This window comes from Stenotrophomonas sp. GW821-FHT09E08, from assembly GCF_059416125.1.
The window spans coordinates 65,033-86,615 of record NZ_JBWKOO010000009.1 but is presented as its reverse complement, the minus strand read 5'-3'; the positions used below and the strand labels follow the sequence as shown (position 1 = coordinate 86,615).

16 protein-coding genes are annotated in these 21,583 nt (G+C 64.2%); 9 read left to right on the top strand and 7 right to left on the bottom strand.

Annotated elements, in window-relative coordinates; translation table 11 throughout:
• Nucleotides 1–9: 9 nt before the first annotated feature.
• Nucleotides 10–720 carry an ABC transporter ATP-binding protein gene (locus tag AC07M7_RS13075; protein WP_046985546.1) on the top strand — a complete coding sequence of 237 codons (711 nt, stop codon included), beginning with the start codon at nucleotides 10–12 and terminating at the stop codon, nucleotides 718–720.
• Here the strand turns inward: AC07M7_RS13075 and AC07M7_RS13070 are convergent.
• From AC07M7_RS13070 to AC07M7_RS13060, 3 genes are all read right to left on the bottom strand, one after another.
• Nucleotides 717–2,558, bottom strand: coding sequence for an asparagine synthase-related protein (locus AC07M7_RS13070; RefSeq protein ID WP_495207560.1), 1,842 nt, complete (start codon nucleotides 2,556–2,558; stop codon nucleotides 717–719). The genes AC07M7_RS13075 and AC07M7_RS13070 overlap by 4 nt on opposite strands.
• A 13-nt stretch (nucleotides 2,559–2,571) precedes the next feature.
• Nucleotides 2,572–3,273, bottom strand: a complete 702-nt coding sequence (locus tag AC07M7_RS13065) for a lasso peptide biosynthesis B2 protein (protein ID WP_495207559.1) — start codon at nucleotides 3,271–3,273, stop codon at nucleotides 2,572–2,574.
• A 75-nt stretch (nucleotides 3,274–3,348) separates the two neighbouring features.
• Nucleotides 3,349–3,510: a hypothetical protein gene (locus AC07M7_RS13060; RefSeq protein ID WP_169050313.1), complete on the bottom strand. Its 162-nt coding sequence runs from the start codon at nucleotides 3,508–3,510 to the stop codon at nucleotides 3,349–3,351.
• Nucleotides 3,511–3,700: 190 nt separating this feature from the next.
• Here AC07M7_RS13060 and AC07M7_RS13055 point away from each other — a divergent pair, with 190 nt between their 5' ends.
• Nucleotides 3,701–4,627: a hypothetical protein gene (locus tag AC07M7_RS13055; protein ID WP_495207558.1), complete on the top strand. Its 927-nt coding sequence runs from the start codon at nucleotides 3,701–3,703 to the stop codon at nucleotides 4,625–4,627.
• A gap of 302 nt (nucleotides 4,628–4,929) precedes the next feature.
• Complete coding sequence (locus tag AC07M7_RS13050) at nucleotides 4,930–5,778, top strand: AraC family transcriptional regulator (protein WP_006368041.1); 849 nt, start codon at nucleotides 4,930–4,932, stop codon at nucleotides 5,776–5,778.
• Between the two features lie 49 nt (nucleotides 5,779–5,827).
• On the opposite strand, the gene AC07M7_RS13045 is transcribed toward AC07M7_RS13050, so the two are convergent.
• Nucleotides 5,828–6,832 carry an extracellular catalytic domain type 1 short-chain-length polyhydroxyalkanoate depolymerase gene (locus AC07M7_RS13045; RefSeq protein ID WP_495207557.1) on the bottom strand — a complete coding sequence of 335 codons (1,005 nt, stop codon included), beginning with the start codon at nucleotides 6,830–6,832 and terminating at the stop codon, nucleotides 5,828–5,830.
• A gap of 198 nt (nucleotides 6,833–7,030) precedes the next feature.
• Between AC07M7_RS13045 and AC07M7_RS13040 the strand changes: the two genes are divergently transcribed.
• Genes AC07M7_RS13040 through AC07M7_RS13025 form a run of 4 tightly spaced genes read left to right on the top strand, consistent with a single transcriptional unit; the run spans nucleotide 7,031 to nucleotide 13,994 of the window.
• A complete protein-coding gene (locus AC07M7_RS13040; RefSeq protein WP_495207556.1) occupies nucleotides 7,031–9,229 on the top strand; it encodes a TonB-dependent receptor in 2,199 nt (732 codons plus the stop codon).
• 32 nt (nucleotides 9,230–9,261) lie between these two features.
• Nucleotides 9,262–10,140: an alpha/beta fold hydrolase gene (locus tag AC07M7_RS13035; protein WP_495207555.1), complete on the top strand. Its 879-nt coding sequence runs from the start codon at nucleotides 9,262–9,264 to the stop codon at nucleotides 10,138–10,140.
• Nucleotides 10,137–10,622 (top strand): MaoC family dehydratase, encoded by a 486-nt coding sequence (locus tag AC07M7_RS13030; RefSeq protein WP_495207554.1) that lies wholly within the window; start codon nucleotides 10,137–10,139, stop codon nucleotides 10,620–10,622. Before AC07M7_RS13035 ends, AC07M7_RS13030 begins: the two co-directional genes overlap by 4 nt.
• 36 nt (nucleotides 10,623–10,658) lie before the next feature.
• Nucleotides 10,659–13,994: a hybrid sensor histidine kinase/response regulator gene (locus AC07M7_RS13025; protein WP_495207553.1), complete on the top strand. Its 3,336-nt coding sequence runs from the start codon at nucleotides 10,659–10,661 to the stop codon at nucleotides 13,992–13,994.
• A gap of 4 nt (nucleotides 13,995–13,998) precedes the next feature.
• Here AC07M7_RS13025 and AC07M7_RS13020 read toward each other — a convergent pair whose 3' ends face one another.
• A complete protein-coding gene (locus tag AC07M7_RS13020; RefSeq protein ID WP_495207552.1) occupies nucleotides 13,999–14,673 on the bottom strand; it encodes a response regulator transcription factor in 675 nt (224 codons plus the stop codon).
• 129 nt (nucleotides 14,674–14,802) lie between these two features.
• On the opposite strand from AC07M7_RS13020, the gene AC07M7_RS13015 reads away from it, so the two are divergent.
• Complete coding sequence (locus AC07M7_RS13015) at nucleotides 14,803–16,437, top strand: fatty acid--CoA ligase (protein ID WP_295380905.1); 1,635 nt, start codon at nucleotides 14,803–14,805, stop codon at nucleotides 16,435–16,437.
• Nucleotides 16,438–16,569: 132 nt separating this feature from the next.
• Nucleotides 16,570–17,505, top strand: a complete 936-nt coding sequence (locus tag AC07M7_RS13010) for a hypothetical protein (RefSeq protein ID WP_295380907.1) — start codon at nucleotides 16,570–16,572, stop codon at nucleotides 17,503–17,505.
• Nucleotides 17,506–17,612: 107 nt separating this feature from the next.
• Here the strand turns inward: AC07M7_RS13010 and AC07M7_RS13005 are convergent, their stop codons facing one another.
• Both AC07M7_RS13005 and AC07M7_RS13000 read right to left on the bottom strand, forming a co-directional pair.
• Nucleotides 17,613–18,356, bottom strand: coding sequence for a FadR/GntR family transcriptional regulator (locus tag AC07M7_RS13005; RefSeq protein ID WP_046985559.1), 744 nt, complete (start codon nucleotides 18,354–18,356; stop codon nucleotides 17,613–17,615).
• 102 nt (nucleotides 18,357–18,458) lie between these two features.
• Entirely contained in the window at nucleotides 18,459–21,350 is a 2,892-nt protein-coding gene (locus tag AC07M7_RS13000; RefSeq protein WP_495207551.1) for a TonB-dependent receptor, read from the bottom strand.
• Between the last annotated feature and the right edge of the window lie 233 nt (nucleotides 21,351–21,583).

Genomic DNA, 21,583 nt, shown 5'->3' with positions numbered 1-21,583 from the left:
GACGTCCACATGCTGTCTGCAAAAAGCCTGGTCATGGAACACGGTGCACATCGGGCGCTGGATGATGTCAGCTTCGAGGTGCGGCCCGGCGAGATCTTCTGCCTGCTGGGCGCCAACGGCGCCGGCAAGTCGACGACCATCAAGCTGTTCCTTGGCTTTCTGAAACCCACCTCCGGTGCGGCCGAAGTGGACGGTCTCAGTGCGCAGCAGCGGCCGCAGGAGGTACGCCGACGGCTGCTGTACATCCCCGAGACCGTGGCGCTGTACGACGAGCTGACCGGCTACGAGAATCTGGACTATTTCGCCCGCCTGGCCGGTGTCGAGGAACGCTCGCCTGCGCGGCTGAAGGACGCACTCAGGTCCGCCGGCCTGGCAACCGACGCATTCGGGCGACGCGTGGGTCTATATTCCAAGGGCATGCGGCAGAAGGTCGGCATCGCACTGGCCATCGTCAAGGAAGCCAGGGCACTGCTTCTCGATGAACCCACATCGGGCCTGGATCCTGCGGCGTCAGCCGAGTTCCATGAGCTGATCGTGCGGCAGCGCGATAGCGGCACGGCGATCCTGATGGCCACCCACGATCTGTTCCGCGCCCGTGAAGTCGCGACCACGATTGGCCTGATGCAGGCCGGGCGCCTGCGCAGGACGCTGGATGCCAGCGCGATCACCGCGAACGATCTTGAGAATCTCTATCTGGAAGAGATGAGCCGGAGCGCCTAGGCGGCTCCGGCAACCGGCTCGCCTGCGTGGCCGGACCAGCGCCGCAGCCACGCCTCGATGTTGATCTGAGGGCCGAAGATGCCCAGCACCTGCGACGAGTGATCCGGACTGACCTGCTGGATACCAGTATCGGCCAGCGCGCTGTCGAGATAGCCGCGCTTGGCTAGCATGCCGTCAACCAGCAGATTCCTGATGAACCGCTGGTGCCCCTGGGTGACCGCCACGGAGTGATCATCCAGATAGGATTTTACCTTCCGCGACAGCAGCGCATCCGGCAACAGTCCCTTCATTGCACGCCGCGCGATGGTGCGGTCTTCTGCGTCCGCGATGAGCAGGTGCAGCGGGATGCGCGCGAACAGTTCAACAAGCGGCTGCGCACTGATCGGCGATACACCATGCCAGTGGCCGGCGCCTTCGAACGGATCAAGGACGCTGGTCGGGAATACCATCCGGCCGATATGGGCCAGCTTGTAGGGTGATACGCGATGGCCCTGCGCTTGCGCATGCCGCAACCAGGCCGGCTGCATGCCACCCTGTTCGGCGCGGTCCACCCTCACCCATGGGCAGGGCTTGCCCCAACGGCCATTGATGCTGCCCGGCCGCTTCAGCAGGCCGTGCACGACCGAATCCTTGAGTACGCCGTACAGAGAATCGCCGGATTGCGCGGTTTCGAACGCCACGCGAAAGAACGTCCGGTCGATGCCACGTCGCCAGGCGTAGTCGATCGCAGCGGCGTTGCCCTTGAAGCGCAGGAACACCGCGTCGCCGCCGACGCCGGTGAACTGCACGGTGTTGCCGTCGAAGTCCACGTCACGGCGATGGAGCAGATAGCCGGAGCAATGCGCCGGCCGGGCCGTGCGCGGGAAGGCCATGATCTCTTCCAACGCGCAGTGTGGCTGCCGCCGGTACTCGATGAATTCGCAGTTCCTGCCCGACGATTCACGGACCCCTGCCACGGCCATGCGTGCGAACAGCCGTTCATCGGCACCGATGCCGTCATCGTAATGATGGATGCAGGTCACCTCGGGCGCCGAGGGCGCGTGCAACAGGCCGGCCAGGATGATCGAGGAGTCCAGTCCGCCCGAGAGCTGCAGCTGGATGCGCCGGTGCTGGCTGGCCAGCGCGCCGATACAGCCCAGCAGCGTCGAACGGGCCAGCTGCACGGCCTCCTCAACGTCCTCGATCGGTTCATCGCGGGCCATCCGCACCACGTCCCACTGGCACTGCCGGCCCACCGGTTCGCCGTTCCGGATCGAAATCGCCTCGCCGGCTTCGACGGCAGTGACTTCCTCAAAGCCGGTCTGCAGGCCATCACGAAACGGATACAGCAGCGAATAGGACAGGAACGACCAGTCGACGCTGAAATCGCGCAGGCCCAGCAACAGGCAGTCTTCCATGTTGGAGAAGACCACCGTCAGCTGGCCCACTGTGGTCATGTAGCACGGGATCTCCGCAGTGGGATCGCGCAGCACGAACCAGCTCGCTGTCTCTGGCTGGTAGCCGAACGCCACGTATCGCCCCCAATACTGCTGGACGATGCTCCGGCCAAGGCTGCTGCAGGCAGTGTCGGCCGAGCCCGCATCGAGGCGCACGCGGCCGGGCACGGTGCCTTCGCTGAAATCCTTGTGGAACAACGCACCGAGTACCACCAGCGCATCCGATCGACTGGATTCGAAATAGCCAGGGTTGTCACTCTGCGCATAGATCGCAGCACCGTTATCGTTCAACACACAACCAATGCCAGGCAGTGCGGCCTCGATGCGTTGCACGGCCTGTTGCGCCTGGGCCGTTGCGGTGTCAGAGAAGGTGTTCCAGAGCACGGCGATGTATCGGTACATGCGTCAGGTTTGGTTACAGCACCAGGATGGGAACCATCCGGCGCAGATTGAAGGGAATGTCGGTCAGCACCTGATCGCCATGCTGCAGCCAGCAATGCGCGGCGAACGGCTGGGTTCTGACCGCGAACACCCAGCGCGGAACGATGCCGTACTTCGACAGGAACTCGCGCATCGCCAGGCAGTAGAGAAAGCACTCATCGGTCTTCCTGAAGGCCAAGGGTCGAAGCCAGTCGAACACCCGAACCCGCGACGCCAGTTCTTCGATGCTCACGTGCGTGCCGTGGTCGTGATCCGTTCGACGGCGCGCGGCAGACACCGTGGCACTGAAAGGAAGGAATGTTCTGCTGCAGGCGGCATAGGCACACGAGACAATGAAACGACGCAGGTCCCGCGCCATGATCGGTGGACGGCCACGAGGCGCGCCCTCGCGCACCCAATGCCGTGGCAGCGTAATGGCAGGGCTGGCGGCGGATTTGCCCTGCAGCGGGTCTGCTGTGATCAAACGGCGGTCGATCAGGGCCTGCAGAAGCGTGGGAATGCTTGCGCCATCGGACCGCAGCGGCCAATCGAGAATGAGGTTGCCAAGGCCTGCGGCGCCGCGTCTTTCAAGGGAAAGATACCTGCCCGTGGCCTGATCCAGGATCACCATGGCATCGCCGGTGACGCAGACGTGGGCGTGCTTTGACAGGAAGTAAGGGGCGGCAGCCTGCTCCATCATGCGCTCCTGCGCCGGAACCGGAGAAGCGGTGCATGCAGGGCATGCACCGCAGGTACTACGTTGCGCGGCAGATCAGGGCGACGTGGTCGGGAACACGCCATCCCACAACGTGCCGTGGTTGTGCGCCTTGGTTTCCGAAACCACCGAGCCCAGCTCGATCAGTTCACCACCCACGCCCTGTTCTTCAGGGTTCTGCTGTCCTGCCACTACACCCAGCTCAATCAGCTCGTTCATGAACATCTCCTCTAGTCAGTGGATGTATCCACCGTTGCATTGGATACGGAGCAGCCAAGCCACCATCGCCGCGTCTGTTGCACGGCGATTGCCGTCAAGGCACTGAAATGTTACGCTATAACATATTACTTTGGCGTGACGAATGACGCCGCCTGGCGGCTGTTGATGCGATTCCCGGCAAGGAAAATGGATGAGCACCGAGATCACTGACGACCACCTTGACCCTACCCTCCTGTTGAAAGGGCTGTTTCCGCTGCCGAAGTTCGTCCGCTTCGTCAGGGAGCGCTGCCCGCCGGGGAGCTTCGACGAGGCGGCGCTGGTGGCGGATTGGAGGACTGCACGCAGCGAGGTGCTTCGCCTGCGGCAGGATCAGGCGGATGACGCCGATGCCATTGCTGTCCATGCACTGCCGGAGGAGATGATGCCGCTGGCTGACCAGACCCTGCGCCAACCGTCGATGCACCGCATGACCAGCGTGCTGCCGCGCGCCTGGCAGATGGTCGATATCGATCGGCTGGTGGTCTTCCAGGAGTGCATCAACCTTCGCCACATCGACCACCTGGCCGCGACCCTGAGCGCCGCCCCCACGGCGCAGGAGGTCATGCAGCTGGTCACCCGGTGCGGGGACCATGCGCATCCGGAGGTGCGATTCACCCAGTCCGATGGCAGCTACACCTTTGCCTCCACCTCCAACGACCTGCGTTTCCTGGACGTGGCAACGATCGACCCGGCCTCGATCACCGGCTACGAACCGTTTGGCGCGGCAAGCCACGCGGTCGTCATCTATCTCGGTTTCAGCGACAACCTGATCAGTGCGACGCGCTTTGGCAGCCGTATCATCCTGACCAACGGTTCCCATCGCTTGTACCTGCTGCGCAAGCTCGGCTTCCGGCATGCACCCTGCCTCGTGACCGATGCCACCGACAGCGATCTCAGCGAGGTTCTGCTGCCGGCAGCGGTCAAGCAGGATCGCGCGTTCTATCTGTCTTCGCCGCGGCCGCCGCTGTTCAAGGATTATGTCGACCCGCGCCTGACCTGCGTGGTACCGGTTACCCGCAAGCACTACGCCCTGCGGGCCAAGCTCGACCTGCAAAGGATCACGGTTCCGGCGTTGTAGCGGGCGCCCACGTGGTGATTGCCTGGCCCGGCTGCGGATATGGCCGGATTGGTGAATCACCTGGCGGAACTGTCGAATGACGCCCTTCGGCTTGCCGCCTACGCTACCGATCCTCGAACAGAGAGGATGCCAACGTGAGCGAGAAAGCACTGGCTGCCGAAGCAGGAAGGACGGATCCACCCATCATCCATGTCCTGATGGGGCTGATCTGTGTCTGGCACAGGCGCGAACCGGGATCGGCACGCGATGACGAGTAAGCGCCACCGTGCTGCCCGGCGTGGCTTTGGGGCGTAGGTACCAGCGTGGAGATTTCGATTGCGGGGCTGAGCGAAGTTGGGCCCGACTATCCGGACCGTGTCGATCTTCCGGTGATGGTGCTTGGGCTGGACCCCATTCCAGATGCCTGGCAGATGCCCTTCCATGCGCATCGGAAGGCGCAGCTGCTGGTCGCCACGCGTGGCTTGATCATGCTGGAGACCGCGGCTGGCCTGTGGGTGGTTCCGCCACAGGGCGCGATCTGGATCCCCGGTGGGTTGTCCCATCGCGCCAGCAGCAGTGGACGGCCGCACGGCTTCGTGGTGTTCGTGGAACCCGGGGCAGCTCCGGAACTGCCAACGCAATGCGCTGCGATGGCGATCACTCCGTTCATGCAGGCCCTGCTGGAGCGCGCGTCCAACCTTCCCCAGCAGTATGCGTCCGGCAGCGCGCAGGACCGCCTGATGGGCGTGTTCCTGGATGAGCTGATTGCTGCGCCGCCGGAGTGGCTCCATCTACCCATGCCATCCGATGCAAGGTTGCGCCGGCTGGCCAATGCGATGCTGGACACGCCAGCCGAACGAGCAACGCTTGAGGTCTGGGCGAGCCGGATCGGAATGAGCGAGCGCAACATGTCGCGCCTGTTCTCCGGCGAAACCGGCCTGAGCGTGAGACGCTGGCGCAGGCAGCTGCATGTGGTGGTCGCGCTGCCGCTGCTGGCCAAGGGCCGGACGGTGCAATCCATCGCCGATGACCTGGGCTACGACAGTGCCGGGGCGTTCGTGACCATGTTCCGCAAAACCGTGGGCGCGCCCCCCAAACGCTTCCTGGCGGAACGAGGCACTCGGCAGCAGGCATCGGACGCCGACGATCAGCGGCCACAGGAGCCACGCTGACGGATGCGGGAGCGCATGGCTCCCGCACCGGCGAAGACTGCCCTTCCCTTCAGCGCTGGTAGTCCTTCAGGAACAACCACGTGATCAGCGTGGCATCCGGTCCCTTCGGGTCGGTGAACGGCAGGCCGGACTGGCTGCCGCTCCAGGCATGCCCCATGCCCTGCACCACGTAGTGCTGCACCAGCGTCCTGCCACCATAGGCATAGGTATCCACGGTGTAAGCGCGCCCACCCGGCACCTGCCCCTGGTAGGTGCTGGTCGGCAGGTACTTCACCGAATCGTTGTCCAGGCCATCGTCGGCCAGGTCATTGGTCTGCAGGAACTGGCGCACGGCCTGCTGCCCGTTCACCGGATTGACAGTGAGATCGGCGCTGCCATGGAACACCAGCACCGGGATCGGACGCGGCGATGGCGAGCCCGAACACTGCCAGGCCAGCCGCCCATTGCTGTCCGGCGAGTAGATGCTGCCGGCCAGCAACGCGTAGGCGCTACCGGAAATCGTGGTCGCGCCTTTGAACATGCCGCCGGAATGGATGGCACCGGCGGCGAACACATCCGAGTAGCAGGCCAGCATGATCGAGGTCATCGCACCGCCCGCGGAAATGCCGGTGACGTAGACCCGATGTGGATCGATGCTGTAACCGGACTTCACCTTGTCCACAATGCCAGCCAGGATCGACGCCTCACCGCTGTCGCGCGTCTGGTTGATCGGCAATTGCCAGTTCCAGCAGCGTGCCGGGTTGGAGGTGACGTTCTGCCGGGGGTAGACCACGATGAACCCCTCGCTGTCGGCAACGTCATTGAAGCCGGACGCCTCGCCCATCAGGTTCGGCCCGGTCACGCAGCCATGAAGCACCAGCAGCAGCGGCAGTGGCCGGGTTTCGTCGTAGCCGGCCGGCACCCACACCTGGTACTCGCGGGCGCCGAACAGATTGCCGTACAGGCCGATGTCCCAATGCCCGGCGGGGCCTGCGGCGTAGGCACTGCCCGCCGCTGCCAGCCAGCTGCACAGCAGCAGTGCGAGTGCCTTGATTGAATCGATTCCGGATTTCATGGCCAGATCCTCATGCGTGGTTCGTGGATGAAGGAGTACCGGTAGCGCTTGCAGGTGGGGGCGCGCCCAGTATCCGCATCCCGGTGCCGCTGCCGACTGGACCTAGGTCCACTCGCCGGCGCCCGGTGACACCGCTAGCCTTGGCTGCAGGGGTGGCAGAGGGCCATCCGCAATGGACATGCCCTGGGGGAGGAACGGATGAATCGGAATGGTCTGAGTCTGATGATCGGTGCGCTGCTGGCCACCGGGCCGGTACTGGCACAGGAGGCGCCACAGCCGGCGCCAGCGACAGGCAGGACGGCTTCACCCACCAATCTGGACAGCATCAAGGTCACCGCACGCAAGCGCGAGGAAACCCTGCAGGAAGTACCGGTGGCGGTCACTGCGTTTACCTCCGAAGCGCTGGACAGGATGAACGTCCAGGATCTCAGCGACCTCGATGCACAGGTGCCCAACCTGACCATCTACGCGGCACGCGGCGCCAGCAGCACGGTTACCGCCTACATCCGTGGCGTCGGCCAGTCCGATCCCACCTGGGGCGCGGATCCGGGCGTCGGCATCTATCTGGACGATGTCTACATCGCACGTCCGCAGGGCGCGCTGCTGGATGTGTTCGACGTCTCGCGCATCGAGGTGCTGCGCGGCCCGCAGGGCACGCTGTACGGCAAGAACACCATCGGCGGTGCGATCAAGTACATCTCGCGCGGTCTGCCGACCCAGACCGAAGGGTTCGCCCAGATCACCGTGGGAAACTACAGCCAGCTCGATGCCAAGGCGGCCATCGGTGGTCCGATCGGCGGTGCCGACAGCGGCCTGCGTGCCCGCGTGGCAGTTGCCAGCATGAACAACGATGGCTTCGGCGAGAACACCTTCAATGGCCAGCCGGTCAGCGACAAGCAGATCAATGCGGCGCGCCTGAACCTGGGCGCGTATGCAGGCGATGATTTCGACGTGCAGTTCGCGCTGGACTGGATCGATGACCAGTCCGGCATGCGCGGTTCGAAGATGCTGGCGCCCAACCCGTTCCTGCGCGCCTACCCGCCGATGGACAGCCGCTACGATATCCGCTCGGGCATGCGCAACCTCAACAATGTGGAAACCAAGGGTGCCTCGGCCACGGTCAACTGGCGTCCCAACGAAGACATCGCCGTGAAGTACGTGGTGGCCAAGCGCGAATCGGACAGCGAGGCCAACATCGACTTCGACACCACCCCGGTCAAGCTGGCCGACGTCGGCGGCACCTACAGCGACAACCAGGTCAGCAACGAGGTGCAGCTGAACTACGATGCCGGCGGCCGCGTGCGCGGTGTGGTCGGCCTGTACCAGTTCAGCGGCGAAGCCGGTGGGCAGATCCAGAACAACTACTTCAGCGCGCAGTTCGCCGACAACCAGGGCAAGGTGCTGACTGACAGCATCGCGCTGTATGCGGACTGGACCTTCGACCTGACCAGCAAGCTGAAACTGGATGTGGGCGCTCGCTACACCGACGAGGACAAGCGCGCGATCGTGCTGAACCGCCTCTACGCCGACCCCGGCTTCAGCCGGCCGGTGGCGGTGACCGCGGACTTCGACAAGAAGACCAACTTCAAGAACGTCTCCCCCAAGGTCTCGCTGGACTACCAGATCACCCCGGACATCATGGTCTACGGTCTGGCCACGCGTGGCTTCAAGTCCGGCGGCTACAACATCCGTGCCAACGCCGTAGCGGTGCCGCGCTCAGCTGAGCCCTTCGACGACGAGACCGTGGACAGCTACGAGGTTGGCAGCAAGATGGCCTTCCTTGACCAGCGCCTGTTCCTGAATCTTTCGGCCTTCTACAACAAGTACAAGGACATCCAGCTGTCGGTGTTCACCGGCCTGGATACCAATGGTGATGGCATCGACGATTCCTTCTTCGGCGATTTCACCAATGCCGGCGCGGGTACCGTCAAGGGCCTGGAGGTCGAGTACCAGTACCTGCCCAGCCAGCACTGGCTGATCTCCGGCAACCTCGCCTGGCTGGACACCAAGTACGACGAGTACATGGACCGTGGCATGAATGTGGCCAAGCAGATGAAGTTCACCAATGCGCCGGAGTTCTCGGGCGCGTTCAACGTGGAGTACCGCACCGAGCTGGCCGAGGGCAGCAACCTGTCGGCACGGGTGAGCTACAGCTACCAGAGCGAAGTCTGGCCGACCACCGACCTGAGCCCGGTGATCCGCCAGCAGGGCTACGGGCTGGTCAATGCCGGCGTGATCTGGCGGCTGGATGATGCGTGGACCTTCTCGCTGCAGGGCACCAACCTGGCCGACAAGGAATACCGCACCACTGGCTACAACATTCCAGCAGTGGGCACGCTGATTGGTTTCTACGGTCCACCGCGCCAATATAGTCTCAGCGTCCGTTACGATTTCTAGAGCATCCGTTACGATTTCCAGGAAGCCCCTGCATGATGCAGTCTTACGTAGATCTGTATTGGAACAGCGACGATGGCCTGCGCCTGCACGCGCGTGATCATGCACCCGATGCAGGGCAGGCGCCCCGCGGCACGGTGGTGTGCATTCCCGGCCTGACACGCAATGGCGCCGACTTCGACGTGCTTGCCGGTTCGCTTGCCACCGTGGGCTGGCGGGTGATCGCAGTCGATCTCCGCGGTCGCGCCGGTTCGGAGCGTGCGCATGATCCGTCCAGCTACAACCCGCGCACCTATGCCGACGACATGGTCGCGCTGCTGCGCGCGCAGAACATCGACAAGGCAGTGTTCATCGGCACCTCACTGGGCGTGCTGGTCACCATCACCCTCGCCTCGCGCGCGCCCGAGCGGATCGCTGGTGCAGTGCTCAACGATGCCGGCCCCAAGGTGCCGCGCGAGGCGCTGGCACGGATTGGCAAATACGCAGGCAAGCCGGTGCCGCCGATGGATCTGGAGCAGGCCACGGCGTACGTAGCGTCGATCGGCAAGGCCGCCTTCCCGCGTTTCAGCAGTGATGACTGGCGGGCAATGGCGGTGCGCACCTTCCGCCCACGCAGCGATGGCCTGCTGGAGCTGGACTATGACCCGGCGGTGATCCGTACCACGCGGCCGTGGCTGCTGTGGTTGCTGCGGCCGGTGCTGTGGCGTGCGGTTCGCGGGCTGACCGCACGGGTGCCGGTACTGGTAGTCCGGGGTGCGCTGTCGGACATCCTGCCGGCCGATGTCGCGCGGCAGATGGCCGCGACCTCGGAAAGCGCCCGCCTGGTCGAAGTGCCGGATGTCGGTCATGCGCCGATGCTGTCCGAACCCGAGGCGCGAGACGCGATCCTGGCGCTGCTGGAGCGTCTGCGGTGAGTGCCGGCGCTCCGATCGACGCACTACCCACTGCCTTGCAGGCGCTGCGGCAATGGGCAGCCAGCGAGCGCCTGGGCGCCGGCACACCCATCACGCAATCGCGCATCGACACTTTCGCCGACGCCACCGGTGACCACAACTGGATCCACGTCGATCCGCTGCGGGCACAGGCCGAGCTGCCCGGCGGGCAGACCATCGCGCATGGCTTCCTGCTGCTTTCGCTCACCGTGGAAGACGATGTTGCAGCCCTGGCCGGCTTTTCCGGCATCGCCCACGTGCTCAACTACGGCTTGAACAAAGTCCGCTTCCTGGCGCCAGTGCCCAGCGGCTCCGAGGTGCGGGTGCGCTCGCAGTTGGTGGCACTGGAGGCGCGGCAGCCCGGGCAATGGTTGCTTACCCAGCGCAAGGCTGTCGAACGCGTTGCCGATGGCGAGCTGGCACTGGTCGCTGAGCATCTGTCACTGGTCGTGCTCGCCCCCTAGCACCACCCTGCCCGGTCCTCTGCCTACACTGGAGCGATGTTGACGCCCTCCGTCGTTCTGTTCGCCTGTATTGCGTGGACCGTACTGCTGTTTGGCGTGGCCCTCTGGGGCGAGCGCCGGGGGCATCGGCTTTCGAAGGTGTGGCCGCTCATCTATGCGCTGTCGCTGGCAGTGCACTGCACCGCGTGGACCTATTACGGCGCGGCGTCACAGGGCCTGCAATGGGGCTTCCCGATTCCACCGACCCTGGCGGGCATGGCGCTGATATTTGCCTTCGGCCTGCCGTTCCTGCTCCGCCTGGGGCGGCTGGCCAAGCAGCACAACAGTGCCACCATCACCGACCTGGTGGTCGCGCGGCTGCGTGCGGATCGGGGACTCGGGTTCACCATCACCCTGGTCGCGCTGTTCGGCATCATTCCCTACATCGCCCTGCAGCTGAAGGCTGTCAGCCAGGGCCTGGGCGCCCTGCTCGGTGATCGCTTCGCGCCTGCCGGCGCGCAGCTGGACATGTCGTTCTGGTTCGCGTTGACCATGGCCGCGTTCACGCTGCTATTCGGCGCACGCAAGGCGTCGGCCACCGAACCCAATCGTGGCATCGTGGTCGCGCTGGGGCTGGAGTCGCTATTGAAGCTGGTGGCGCTGCTGGCCATCGGCCTCTACGCGGCGCTGTCGGTGCGCCAGGCGGGCACGCCATTGCTGGAAAAGATGGCACAACTTCCACCACCGGCCATCATGCCGGACTACCTCACCATGGTCGCGCTGGGAGCAATCTCCGCGTTTACCCTGCCCCACCAGTTCCATGTCGGCGTGGTCGAGCTGCGCCAGACCTCGGACCTGAAGACGGCGCGCTGGCTGTTCCCGGTCTACCTGCTGCTGATAGGGCTGCCATCGGTGCCGATGGCGCTGGCCGGTACCGCGCAGCTGCCCGCATCGGTGTCGCCCGACCTGTACGTGCTGGCGCTGCCGCAGGCCGGTGGCCACCACCTGCTGGCCTTGCTGGCTTACCTGGGCAGCCTGAGCGCCGCCACCGGCATGATGATCCTGTCCGGGCTGACCCTGTCGATCATGCTCGGCAACCATGGCTTCGGTTCGAGGCTGCTGGACGGCATCGCCGGCGGCGCGGCGGCAGCTGACCTGCGTCCGCGCGTGCTCGCCTTCCGCCGTGCCGGCATCCTTGCCGTGTTCCTGATGTCGTGGCTGTACAGCCGCGCGATGAGCGACACCGAGGCACTCAGCGATTTCGGCCTGATGTCATTCACCGCCCTCTCGCAGCTGGCACCGGCCGTACTGCTTGCAGTGTATCGCCCACGCACGCCCTCCCCGGCCATCATTGCCGGCATCGTGCTGGGTTCGCTGGCCTGGTTGTGGCTGGTGCTGTTGCCGATGGTGATCCCCGCCGCGCCGGCGTCGGCCGCCCGCGACGGACTGCATTGGCTGGCCGTGGTCTCGCTGCGCATGCAGCCGGGCCATATCGCCATCAGCATGGGCGCCAGCCTGGCGGTGAACCTGCTGACGGTTGCGCTGGTGTCGCGCGCGGTGCGCCCTTCGTTGCCGCGACGACGGGATGCGGTGGCGGCAGCCTCGCTGCGCAAGACGGCCGGACGCTTTCTCGGCCAGGAGCGGGCGCGGCAACTGATGGACGGGCATGCCGGACAGCTGCTGGATGACGACCGGGTCATCACCATCGAACGCGAACTGACCGCTGTGGTCGGTGCGGGCATGGCGAGGCTGCTGGTGGAGGCCGCTCGCGACGGCGGTGCAGCGCCACTGGATGCGGTGACCCGTGCAGTCGGCGAAGCCACCCAGGTGCTGCGCTTCAACCAGCGCCTGCTGGAGGCGGCGCTGGAGAACATGAGCCAGGGCATCAGCGTGGTCGACGCGCAGCTGCAGTTGGTGGCTTGGAACAGTCAGTACGCCGCGTTGTTCAAGTTTCCGCCCGAGCTGCTACAAGTAGGACAGCCGGTGATCAACCTTACGGCTTGGGCGCTGGACGAACTGAAGATCGGCGAAGGACCCGGTGACTCCCGCGACAAGGCCTTGCAGCGCCGCGTGGCACACATGCAGCGCGGCACGCCGCATCTGTCCGAACGGATTTTCCCCGACAACACCATCGTCGAGATCCGTGGCAATCCAATGCCGGGCGGCGGTTACGTGGCCACCTTCACCGACGTCACTGCGTTCCGCCGGGCCGAGGAAGCACTCAAGCGCAGCAACGAAACCCTGGAGCGCCGCGTGCAGGACCGCACCGCACGGCTGGAACAGGCGGTGCACGAAGCCGAGCGCGCGAACGTTGCCAAGACACGCTTCCTGACTGCGGTCGGTCACGACCTTATCCAGCCACTGCATGCGGCGCAGTTGCTGACCGATGCGATGTCGCAGCACATCGAATCGGAGTTCCTCGACAGCTTCCTGCGCCAGATCCGCGGTGCGCTTGATTCCACCGATGACCTGCTATCCGGACTTCTGGATATCTCCCGGCTGGAAGGCGGTGGTCTGGTGGCCGATCCACGCGCGTTCGCGCTGTCGACCGTGCTCGATCCGCTCGCGCAGGAGTTCGCGGTGCTGGCGGCGGCACGCGGGCTGCAGTTCCGCTACCTGCGGACCCGTGCCTGGGTCCACACCGATCCGCTGCTGCTGCGCCGGGTGCTGCAGAATTTCCTTGCCAATGCCATCCGTTACACGCGCCATGGTGGCGTGCTGCTGGGCGTGCGCCGCCATGGCCATGCACTGTTGGTTGGCGTGCATGACAGTGGCCCCGGCATCGCGCCCGAGCAGCAGGCGATCGTGTTCGAGGAATTCCATCGCGGCGACCGCAGCAACGGCCAGGGACTGGGACTGGGCCTGACCATCGCGCAGCGCATCGCCGAGCTGCTCCATGCGCCGCTGCAGTTGCGCAGCGTGCTCGATCACGGCTCGACGTTCTCGATCAGCGTGGTGCGGGCAGCACCGCCGGCTGCCCCGCCCACGGAGCCCGCCGCAGCGGGTACCAGCACCGTCAAGGGCATCCGCGTGCTGGTGGTCGACAACGACGCGGACGCGCTGGAGGCGATGCGGCAGATGCTGCTGGCCTGGGGCTGCGAAGTGGTCGCGGTGCGTGCCGCCAGCGAGGTCGGCGTGTCAGCGCATGCGGCCGCGTTGTGGCTGTTCGACTACCACCTGGATGATGGCGATACCGGCGTGGCGCTCTGGCAGCGGCTGCAAGCCGAGCATGGGCAGCGGCCAACGGTCATTCTCAGCGCCGATACCGGCAGCGACACGCGCGAGGCGGTGCGTGCGGCAGGACTTTCACTGTTGAACAAGCCCTTCAAGCCACTGGCGCTGCGCTGGGCGATCAACCATCTGCTGGCAGCATCTGGCACAGCAACATCCTGAGAGATCAGGTGTCCTGGGTATCTTCAATCTGCCGGGACGGATCGGCCAGTCCCATTTCGTGCAGCACGCGGATCGCCTGTGCACGGTTGCGGACTCCCAGTCGCTCCATGATACGCGTCATGTGCGCCTTGACGGTGCGCAGCTGTACACCCAACCGGTCGGCGATCTGCTTGTTGAGCAGTCCTTCGGCCACCAGGCTCAGCACCTTGTACTGATGTGCGGACAGGCTGGCCAGGCGCGCGGCCAGGTCGGCATCCTTGCTGAAGGGCGCCACCCGCGCCACTGGCTCACGCAGCAGTGCAGGAATCCAGCGTTCGCCCTCCAGTACCGACCGCAGCGCGGACTGCAGCTCGTTCAGTCCGGAACTTTTGGGCAGGTAGCCGGCCGCGCCCAGGTCAACTGCGCGGCGGATCACCTGCGGCTCTTCGTTGGCCGAGACGATGATGATCGCCAGTCCCGGCTGCAATGCACGGATGGTCGCAAGGCCGGCAAGCCCATGGTTGCCGGGCATGTGCAGGTCCAGCAGCATCAGGTCGATCTGCTGGTGTTCCAGGACCTCGAGCACGCTGTCCAGCGAGTCGGCCTCGCTGATCTGCAGATCGGCGACCGCCTCTTCGGCCGCGCGATGCAGTGCCGCGCGGAACAAGGGATGGTCATCGGCGATGAGCAGGGTCGGCATGGCAAGGCGAGAGTAGCAAATCGTCTGCCGTTGGACAGGGGTACCTAGGTACGCTGGCGCGCTCAGGCGGGATTGCTAGTGTGGACGAATGAAGACCGGCCACTGACAGGCCGCCCACGAGGTCACCCCATGCCATTCGCTCCCGATGCCTCTGCCTATCCGCTGCTGATCAAGCAACTGCTGCACACGCCGCTTGCGGTGAATCCTGACCAGGAGATCGTCTATGGCGATTCGGTCCGCTTCGACTACCGCACCCTGCAGGCGCGCATCGGCCAGTTGGCCGGATTGCTGACTTCGCTGGGGGTGAAGCACGGCGATACGGTGGCGGTGATGGACTGGGACAGCAACCGCTATCTGGAAGCGTATTTCGCCGTGCCGATGATCGGCGCGGTGCTGATGATGGTGAACGTGCGCCTGGCGCCCGAGCAGATCGCCTATACGCTGAACCACAGCGGTGCACGGGTTATCCTCGCCAACCGTGAGTTCCTGGCGATACTGGAAGGCATCGACGGACAATTGCCGGACCTGCGCACGCGCATCCTGCTGGACGATGCCGGCGGCCCGTTGCCAGACGGTTTCGTGACCGAGTACGAGGCCGGTCTGCGGGCTGCCACTGCGACCACCCATTTCCCGGACTTCGACGAAAACACCCGCGCAACGGTGTTCTACACGACCGGCACCACCGGCCTGCCAAAAGGTGTCTACTTCAGCCATCGGCAGCTGGTCCTGCACTCGCTGACGGGGATGGCGGCGCTGGGCAGCGCGGCCAACCAGGGACGCCTGCACCGCGGCGATGTCTACATGCCGATCACCCCCATGTTCCACGTGCACGCTTGGGGCCTGCCGTATGTGGCGACACTGCTGGGCATCAAGCAGGTCTACCCCGGCCGTTATCTGCCAGCCAACCTGCTGGCATTGATTGCCCGCGAGAAAGTGACCTTCTCGCACTGCGTACCAACCATCCTGCACATGCTGCTGGAACACCCGCTCGCGGCGGAGACGGACCTGGGCAACTGGAAGGTGATCATCGGCGGCGCGGCCCTGCCGCGGGCATTGGCGCAGCGGGCACTGGCACGCGGCATCGACATCTTCGGTGGCTACGGCATGTCCGAGACCTGCCCGCTGCTGACCCTGGCGCAGATCGATGCGGATGCCGTGATTGATATGGATGAGGTTCTGTCGCTGCGAACCAAGGCCGGCATTCCGGTGCCGCTGGTGGACCTGCGCATTGTCGATCCGGACATGAACGATGTCGCCCACGATGGCATCGCCACCGGCGAGGTCGTGGTGCGGGCGCCCTGGCTCACCCAGGGCTACCTGCACAATCCGGATGCATCGGCGGCATTGTGGGCAGGCGGCTACCTGCACACCGGGGACATCGGCAACATCGACAGCGGCGGCTACCTGCGCGTGACCGACCGCATCAAGGATGTGATCAAGACCGGTGGCGAGTGGATCTCATCGCTTGCGCTGGAGGACATCATCGCGCTGCATCCGGCGGTCAGCGAGGTCGCGGTGATCGGTATCGCCGACACGAAATGGGGCGAGCGGCCGTTGCCGCTGGTGGTCAGGCAGCCGGGCAGTGAAGTAAGCGAGACAGAGATCATCGAACTGATCGCAGCCCGTAGCCGCGCCGGGGATATCTCACGTTATGCGATTCCGGAGCGGGTCAGTTTCGTGGATTCGATCGAGCGCACCAGCGTGGGCAAGATCAATAAGAAGAAGCTGCGGGGGCTGCATGATGTGGGCGTCAAGCCTTGGTGATCGATGTTCGAGCCCCAGGCTACTGGCAACGGCGCATCGTCGGCCAAGCGTAACAACGACATTTGACTGCCAATTCTATTGTGGAATTCGTATACATTTGTGTAAACCGACTTTCCGAAGGGCAACTCAAGGATGAATATGCGCGATAGGTTGGCCGAGCACATTGCTCGCCGCATCGGAGACTACCTCGAACTAGCGGGGCGCCCATGGCCCGGGGAAGAACAGGATCTGTATTGCTTTGTGCGAAGCATCGTTTCCGATGAACGGCTGCTTTGGAGCCTGCGTGAGGAACGACTGTGGGAATACCGTCTGGAACACAGAATGCTGGACATTTTCGAAGAACAGCAGCAGAGATTGGAACAGCATGTTTCCAAAGAAACTGCGTCCATTCTTAGGAGCATCGAGTCGATACGTTCGAGTGAAACGGCAGTTTGCCGATTCAGAGATGGGCCGCCAATGGGGGATTTCTCTCAGCTCATCGTTGCAGGAGGGCCATCATCGAAGGCGGTGGCGCAAGGCCGAGCCGTAGCTGACGACTTCCTGAAAAGCTGGTTACTAGACGCTGTCGAGATCACAATCCTTGATCCATTCCTGTTCAAGCGCGAAGCACCTTGGAGTGATACGCCCGAGACAGCAGACGAACGGGCTGCGGCTGAGGTGAAGTATGCCGATGATCTGCTGCAGGTGATCGGTAAGAACAAGAAGACTAATTTCATCTACAAAGGAAATCCGGGCAGATCCGACGGAGGGCCAATCAAAGTAACCCAAGGCGTCGCGAACCGATTTGCTGCTCGTATGGGCGAATTTAGAATGAAGCCTACGTTCTGCGTCGTCGACGATCTACACGATCGCGTCTGGATGAAGCGGGACGATCGCGCACGCTGGCACGCGTGCGCGGTGGGCACTTCTCGCGGCGGAGTTGGCAAACGCCCTACTTACATACTCCAGATGAGTCCTGAAGATTGTGCGGAGTACTTAAAATACGTCGAGTATCTGATAGGGACTGCTCAAAAGAGTCATGAAAGGCCGCTGGATTTCAAGCGGAAGCGCGCACGAGCTGGCTCCTAGCTACCGCTATTGGCACTCCCGGCGACATCAATTGGCCAGCAAATGTTGTGGCAGCCCCGTTCTGGGGCAACGGGCGTGGTGGGGGCGGGCCAGGATCTTTCCCGGAATCAAATCCGCGTCGTCGCCATGAACCGCTCGCGATCCTGCTGCGTGCGGCGGCGGATCTCTTCCAGCGCCTGGCTCTCGGTGGCCTGCAGCATCGCTTCGAACAGGCGCTGGAAGTGATGGCGCATCGCATTGCGCGCGGCCACCGGATCACGCGCACGCAAGGCTTCGAAGATCGCCATGTGCTCGTCGGCTCGGCTGGCGCCATCGTCATGGCAGACCCGCGAATAGACCTCGGTGACGCGCGGCAGCTCGCTGCGCATGCGCCAGATCTGCTGCACGAAGTACTCCACCACCGGATTGCCTGACAGGCGCGCAATGGTCAGATGGAAACGGCGATCGTACTCGCCGGCTTCCTCGTCACTCAGGTCGCGACGGCACAGCGCTTCGGCCAACACCTGCAGTTCGGCGATACCGGCATCATCCAGGTTGCTGGCGGCCAGCGCGGCAGCCTCGGCCTCGAATACCGCGCGGGCAGCGGTGAGGTCGAAGGCACTGACATCCGGCAACCCACCCGGGACCTGCGTCGGCCGCGGCTTCACATGCACGCCGGAGCCGATGCGGATGGCGATCCAACCCTGTGCTTCCAGTGCGATCTCGGCCTCGCGGATGGTCACCCGGCTGACGCCGAACCGTTCGGCCAGCTCACGTTCGCCCGGCAGGCGCGAGCCCGGCGGAAATTCGCCGTCCTCGATCAGCTTGCGTAGCTTGGCGGCGATGGTCTGGTAAAGGCGGTTGGCGGACATGCGGCTGACCCTTGGCGATTCCTTCCGGGTCCCTGCCCTGCCACCGCGGCCGGCAAGGGTCCGGTTGGAGCGACGGCGCGACCACTGGCCGCGCCGCCCTGTTCAGAACTTGTATCGTACACCGAAATACGCACGCCGCCCGTAGGTCACCACTTCGCGGAAGTTCCCATAAAGCGGCTGGTAGGCCACGCGCGGCTCGTTGGTCAGGTTCATCAGTTCCAGCGACAGCGACAACTGCTTGTTTACCCGGTAGCGCAGGCGCAGGTCGACGCTGGTGTTGTCGTCGTAGTAGCGGTTCTGCTGAGCGGTATTGCCAGTGAAGTCCTGGTAATAGTGCGAGCGGAACTTGCCGATGGCCTGGATGTTGAAGCGCCCAACGTCCCAGTAGATCGAACCGGACAGCACGTGCCGCGAGAAACCGCTCAGACCCGCCGGTGGCACGATGGCCGGAATGATCGTGCCATCACTGGCCAGCTGCTCGCCCAGCCGCGAATCCTGGGTCTGGTAGTCGGCATCGGCGTAGTTGTAGCTGACCTTGAAGCCCAGCCCGTCGAAAGGCTTGGGCAGGTACGACAGTCGATGGGTAGCGCTCAGCTCGAAGCCGGTCAGCGTGCTGTCTTCGTCGGTGGTCACCTGCTGCCGCACCGGCACGGTCACGCTCTGTCCATCGATGGTGTAGGTCTCCGGCACCAGCGCCGTGGCGGTGCCGCCGTTGAACTTTTTCCAGTACACCGCACCGGCCAGCAGGGTGTCCGGGTTCGGGTACCACTCCAGCGACAGGTCCCCGTTCCAGGACATCAGGGGTTGTGCAGCCGGGTTGCCACTGGCGCTGATGTCGTCCAGCGCATCGGCCAGATTGCCGTAGGTGGCATCGCTGCTGACGTTGATGGTGCGCCCTGCGCCCAGCGCGGCGATATCCGGCCGCGACATCGCGCGGTAGGCGCCGACCCGCAGCAACAGGTCCGGCCGCAGTTCGAAAGCCGCGTTCAGGCTGGGCAGCAGCTTGTCGTTGCCCGCCTTGAACACCTGGGTGCTGTAGTCGCCGGTGGGCTGCAGACGGATCGTACCGTCTCCGTTGTCTTCAATGCGCAGGCCGGTACGTACCCCTTCGGAACGCACATCGGTCTTCACCCAGCGCAGGCCCAGGTTGCCGGTCACCGGCAGCCCGAACAACGAGCTGCTGAACTCGCCCATCAGGTAGAGCGCGCGGGTCTTCTCGGTGATATCGACATTGTTCGGATCCTGGAAGCCCGGATCGAGGCCGCTGTCCAGGCTGCCACGGAACGACTGGTACAGGCAGTTCGGATCGAAGTAGGCCCAGGACGAAATCGTGTTGCCGCTGGCGGCATCCATGAAGTCATCCTGCGGGAACGGCGCGCGGCAGGCCTGGCTGGCGGCGATGATCTTCGCCTTGTCGGCCGCCACGCGCTGGTCGTAGTCGGTCACCAGGGTGTTGTCTCGCAGGCGGTAGTCGGCCTGGCTGGCGCGCACGCCGCCCTTGATGCGGGTGAAGAAGCCCGATTCCGGCATGAAGCTGGCATCGAAGCGGCCGGCCTTGATCTTGTGGTCGTTCTCCGTTGCGCTGGAAGTGACGCGCGCCGCGCCGGTGTAGGCGTCCCAGTTGTTGGGGTCGAAGTTCGGCGCCAGGGCAACACTGGGCACTTCGCCATGCCAGTCCCAGTCGTAGTCCACGAACCCGGTGGCGCCACTGCTGATGCCGGGCACGATAGCGTTGTTGACGTCGCGCTGGTTCGCGCGCAGCCGGGTCATGCGCTCGCTGTCGAGACGATTGGTGTGCGAGTAGGAAAGATCGGTGGACAGTTCCCACGCCGCGCTTGGCCGCAGGATCAGATTCAGGCCGCCGCCGGTGTATTCCTCTCCGCGCCAATAGCGATTGGAGGTGGAATCGATCGAAGTGCTGCCATGCAGGTGTCTCACGATACCCTCGTCGTCCACCTCGCGCTGGGTGATGCCGCGGCGCGCATTGGACAGGCTCAGGTCGCTGCGGTTCTCGTACCAGTTGCGCTGGGTGTGTTCGAAGTCGACATTCAATTCGACCACGTCATTGGGCCGCCACTGCAGTGCGGCAAACTCGCTCTGCCGATCGTTGCGCTCCTGCTTGAGGCGATAGATGCGACTGCTCGGCACCAGGTAATACGGCGCGCCGTTGGCGATGGCCTGCGCACTGACTTCGCCACAGTTGGCATTGGCCACGTTCTGCATGCCATCGCAGGCATACCAGGTGGAACCGCTGGTGATGCTCTCTTCCGGATCGGAACCTTCCAGGCGCTGGAAGCCCAGCGATATACCCAGCTTCTGCCCATTGCCGAACTCGAACTGGTCGATGTAGCTGGCGGTGCCGCGGTAGCCGATGCCGTCGTCGTCGCGGTACTTCTTGTCATACTCGGCCCAGCTGCCACGCATATCGATCTGCGCCGAGCGCTTGCCGTACTCCAATGGCCGTACCGTTTCCAGGCCGATGGTGCCGGCCACGCCACCTTCGATGATGTCGGCGCGCTGGGTCTTGTAGATGGCCACCGTGTTGATCAGCTCGGCCGGGAACATGTTGAAGTTGACCGAGCGGTCGCCACTGCCGTTGGTGATCTCGCGACCGTTGAAGTTGGTGCTGCTGAGGAAGGCGCCCAGGCCACGGATCGAGATCTCCGAGGCGCCGGTCTTGTCGCGGGTCGAGGCGGCACCGGTCAGGGTCTCGATGGCATCAGCCAGCGACGGCGCCGGCAGGTCGCCGATGTCGTCGGCGGAGAGCACATCGGCAATGACCGTGTCGTCGCGCTTCTTGTTGATCGAACTCTGCATGGACTCGCGGATGCCGGTGACCTGCACCTGGTCCAGCGTGGTGGGATCCTGCCCCGCCGCGTCCTTGCCAGACTGCGCCTGGGCAGTGGGTATGCCCGCCAATGCGGCGAGCAGCGCCACGATCAGCGGTGTGGGGGACAACGAGATGCTGTGCACTGCTCCGGCGGGTCGCCGCATGGTTTCCTCCTCCCAAAGGATCGCCTGCACGGCAGGCGTGGGATGCAGCTTCGGCATGGCGACATGAAAATGTCAACCAACTGGTATGCAATTATTCAAATGCCTTTGTTTCATACCACTTGGTCGCCATTTAATGTGCTTGTGCAGCATGACTTTGCGCCAAATCCGGCTTACAAAGGACCCCGAAGTGGTATGCAAGCCCACCCTGAAACGACGGCAAGGCCGCCTCTGGA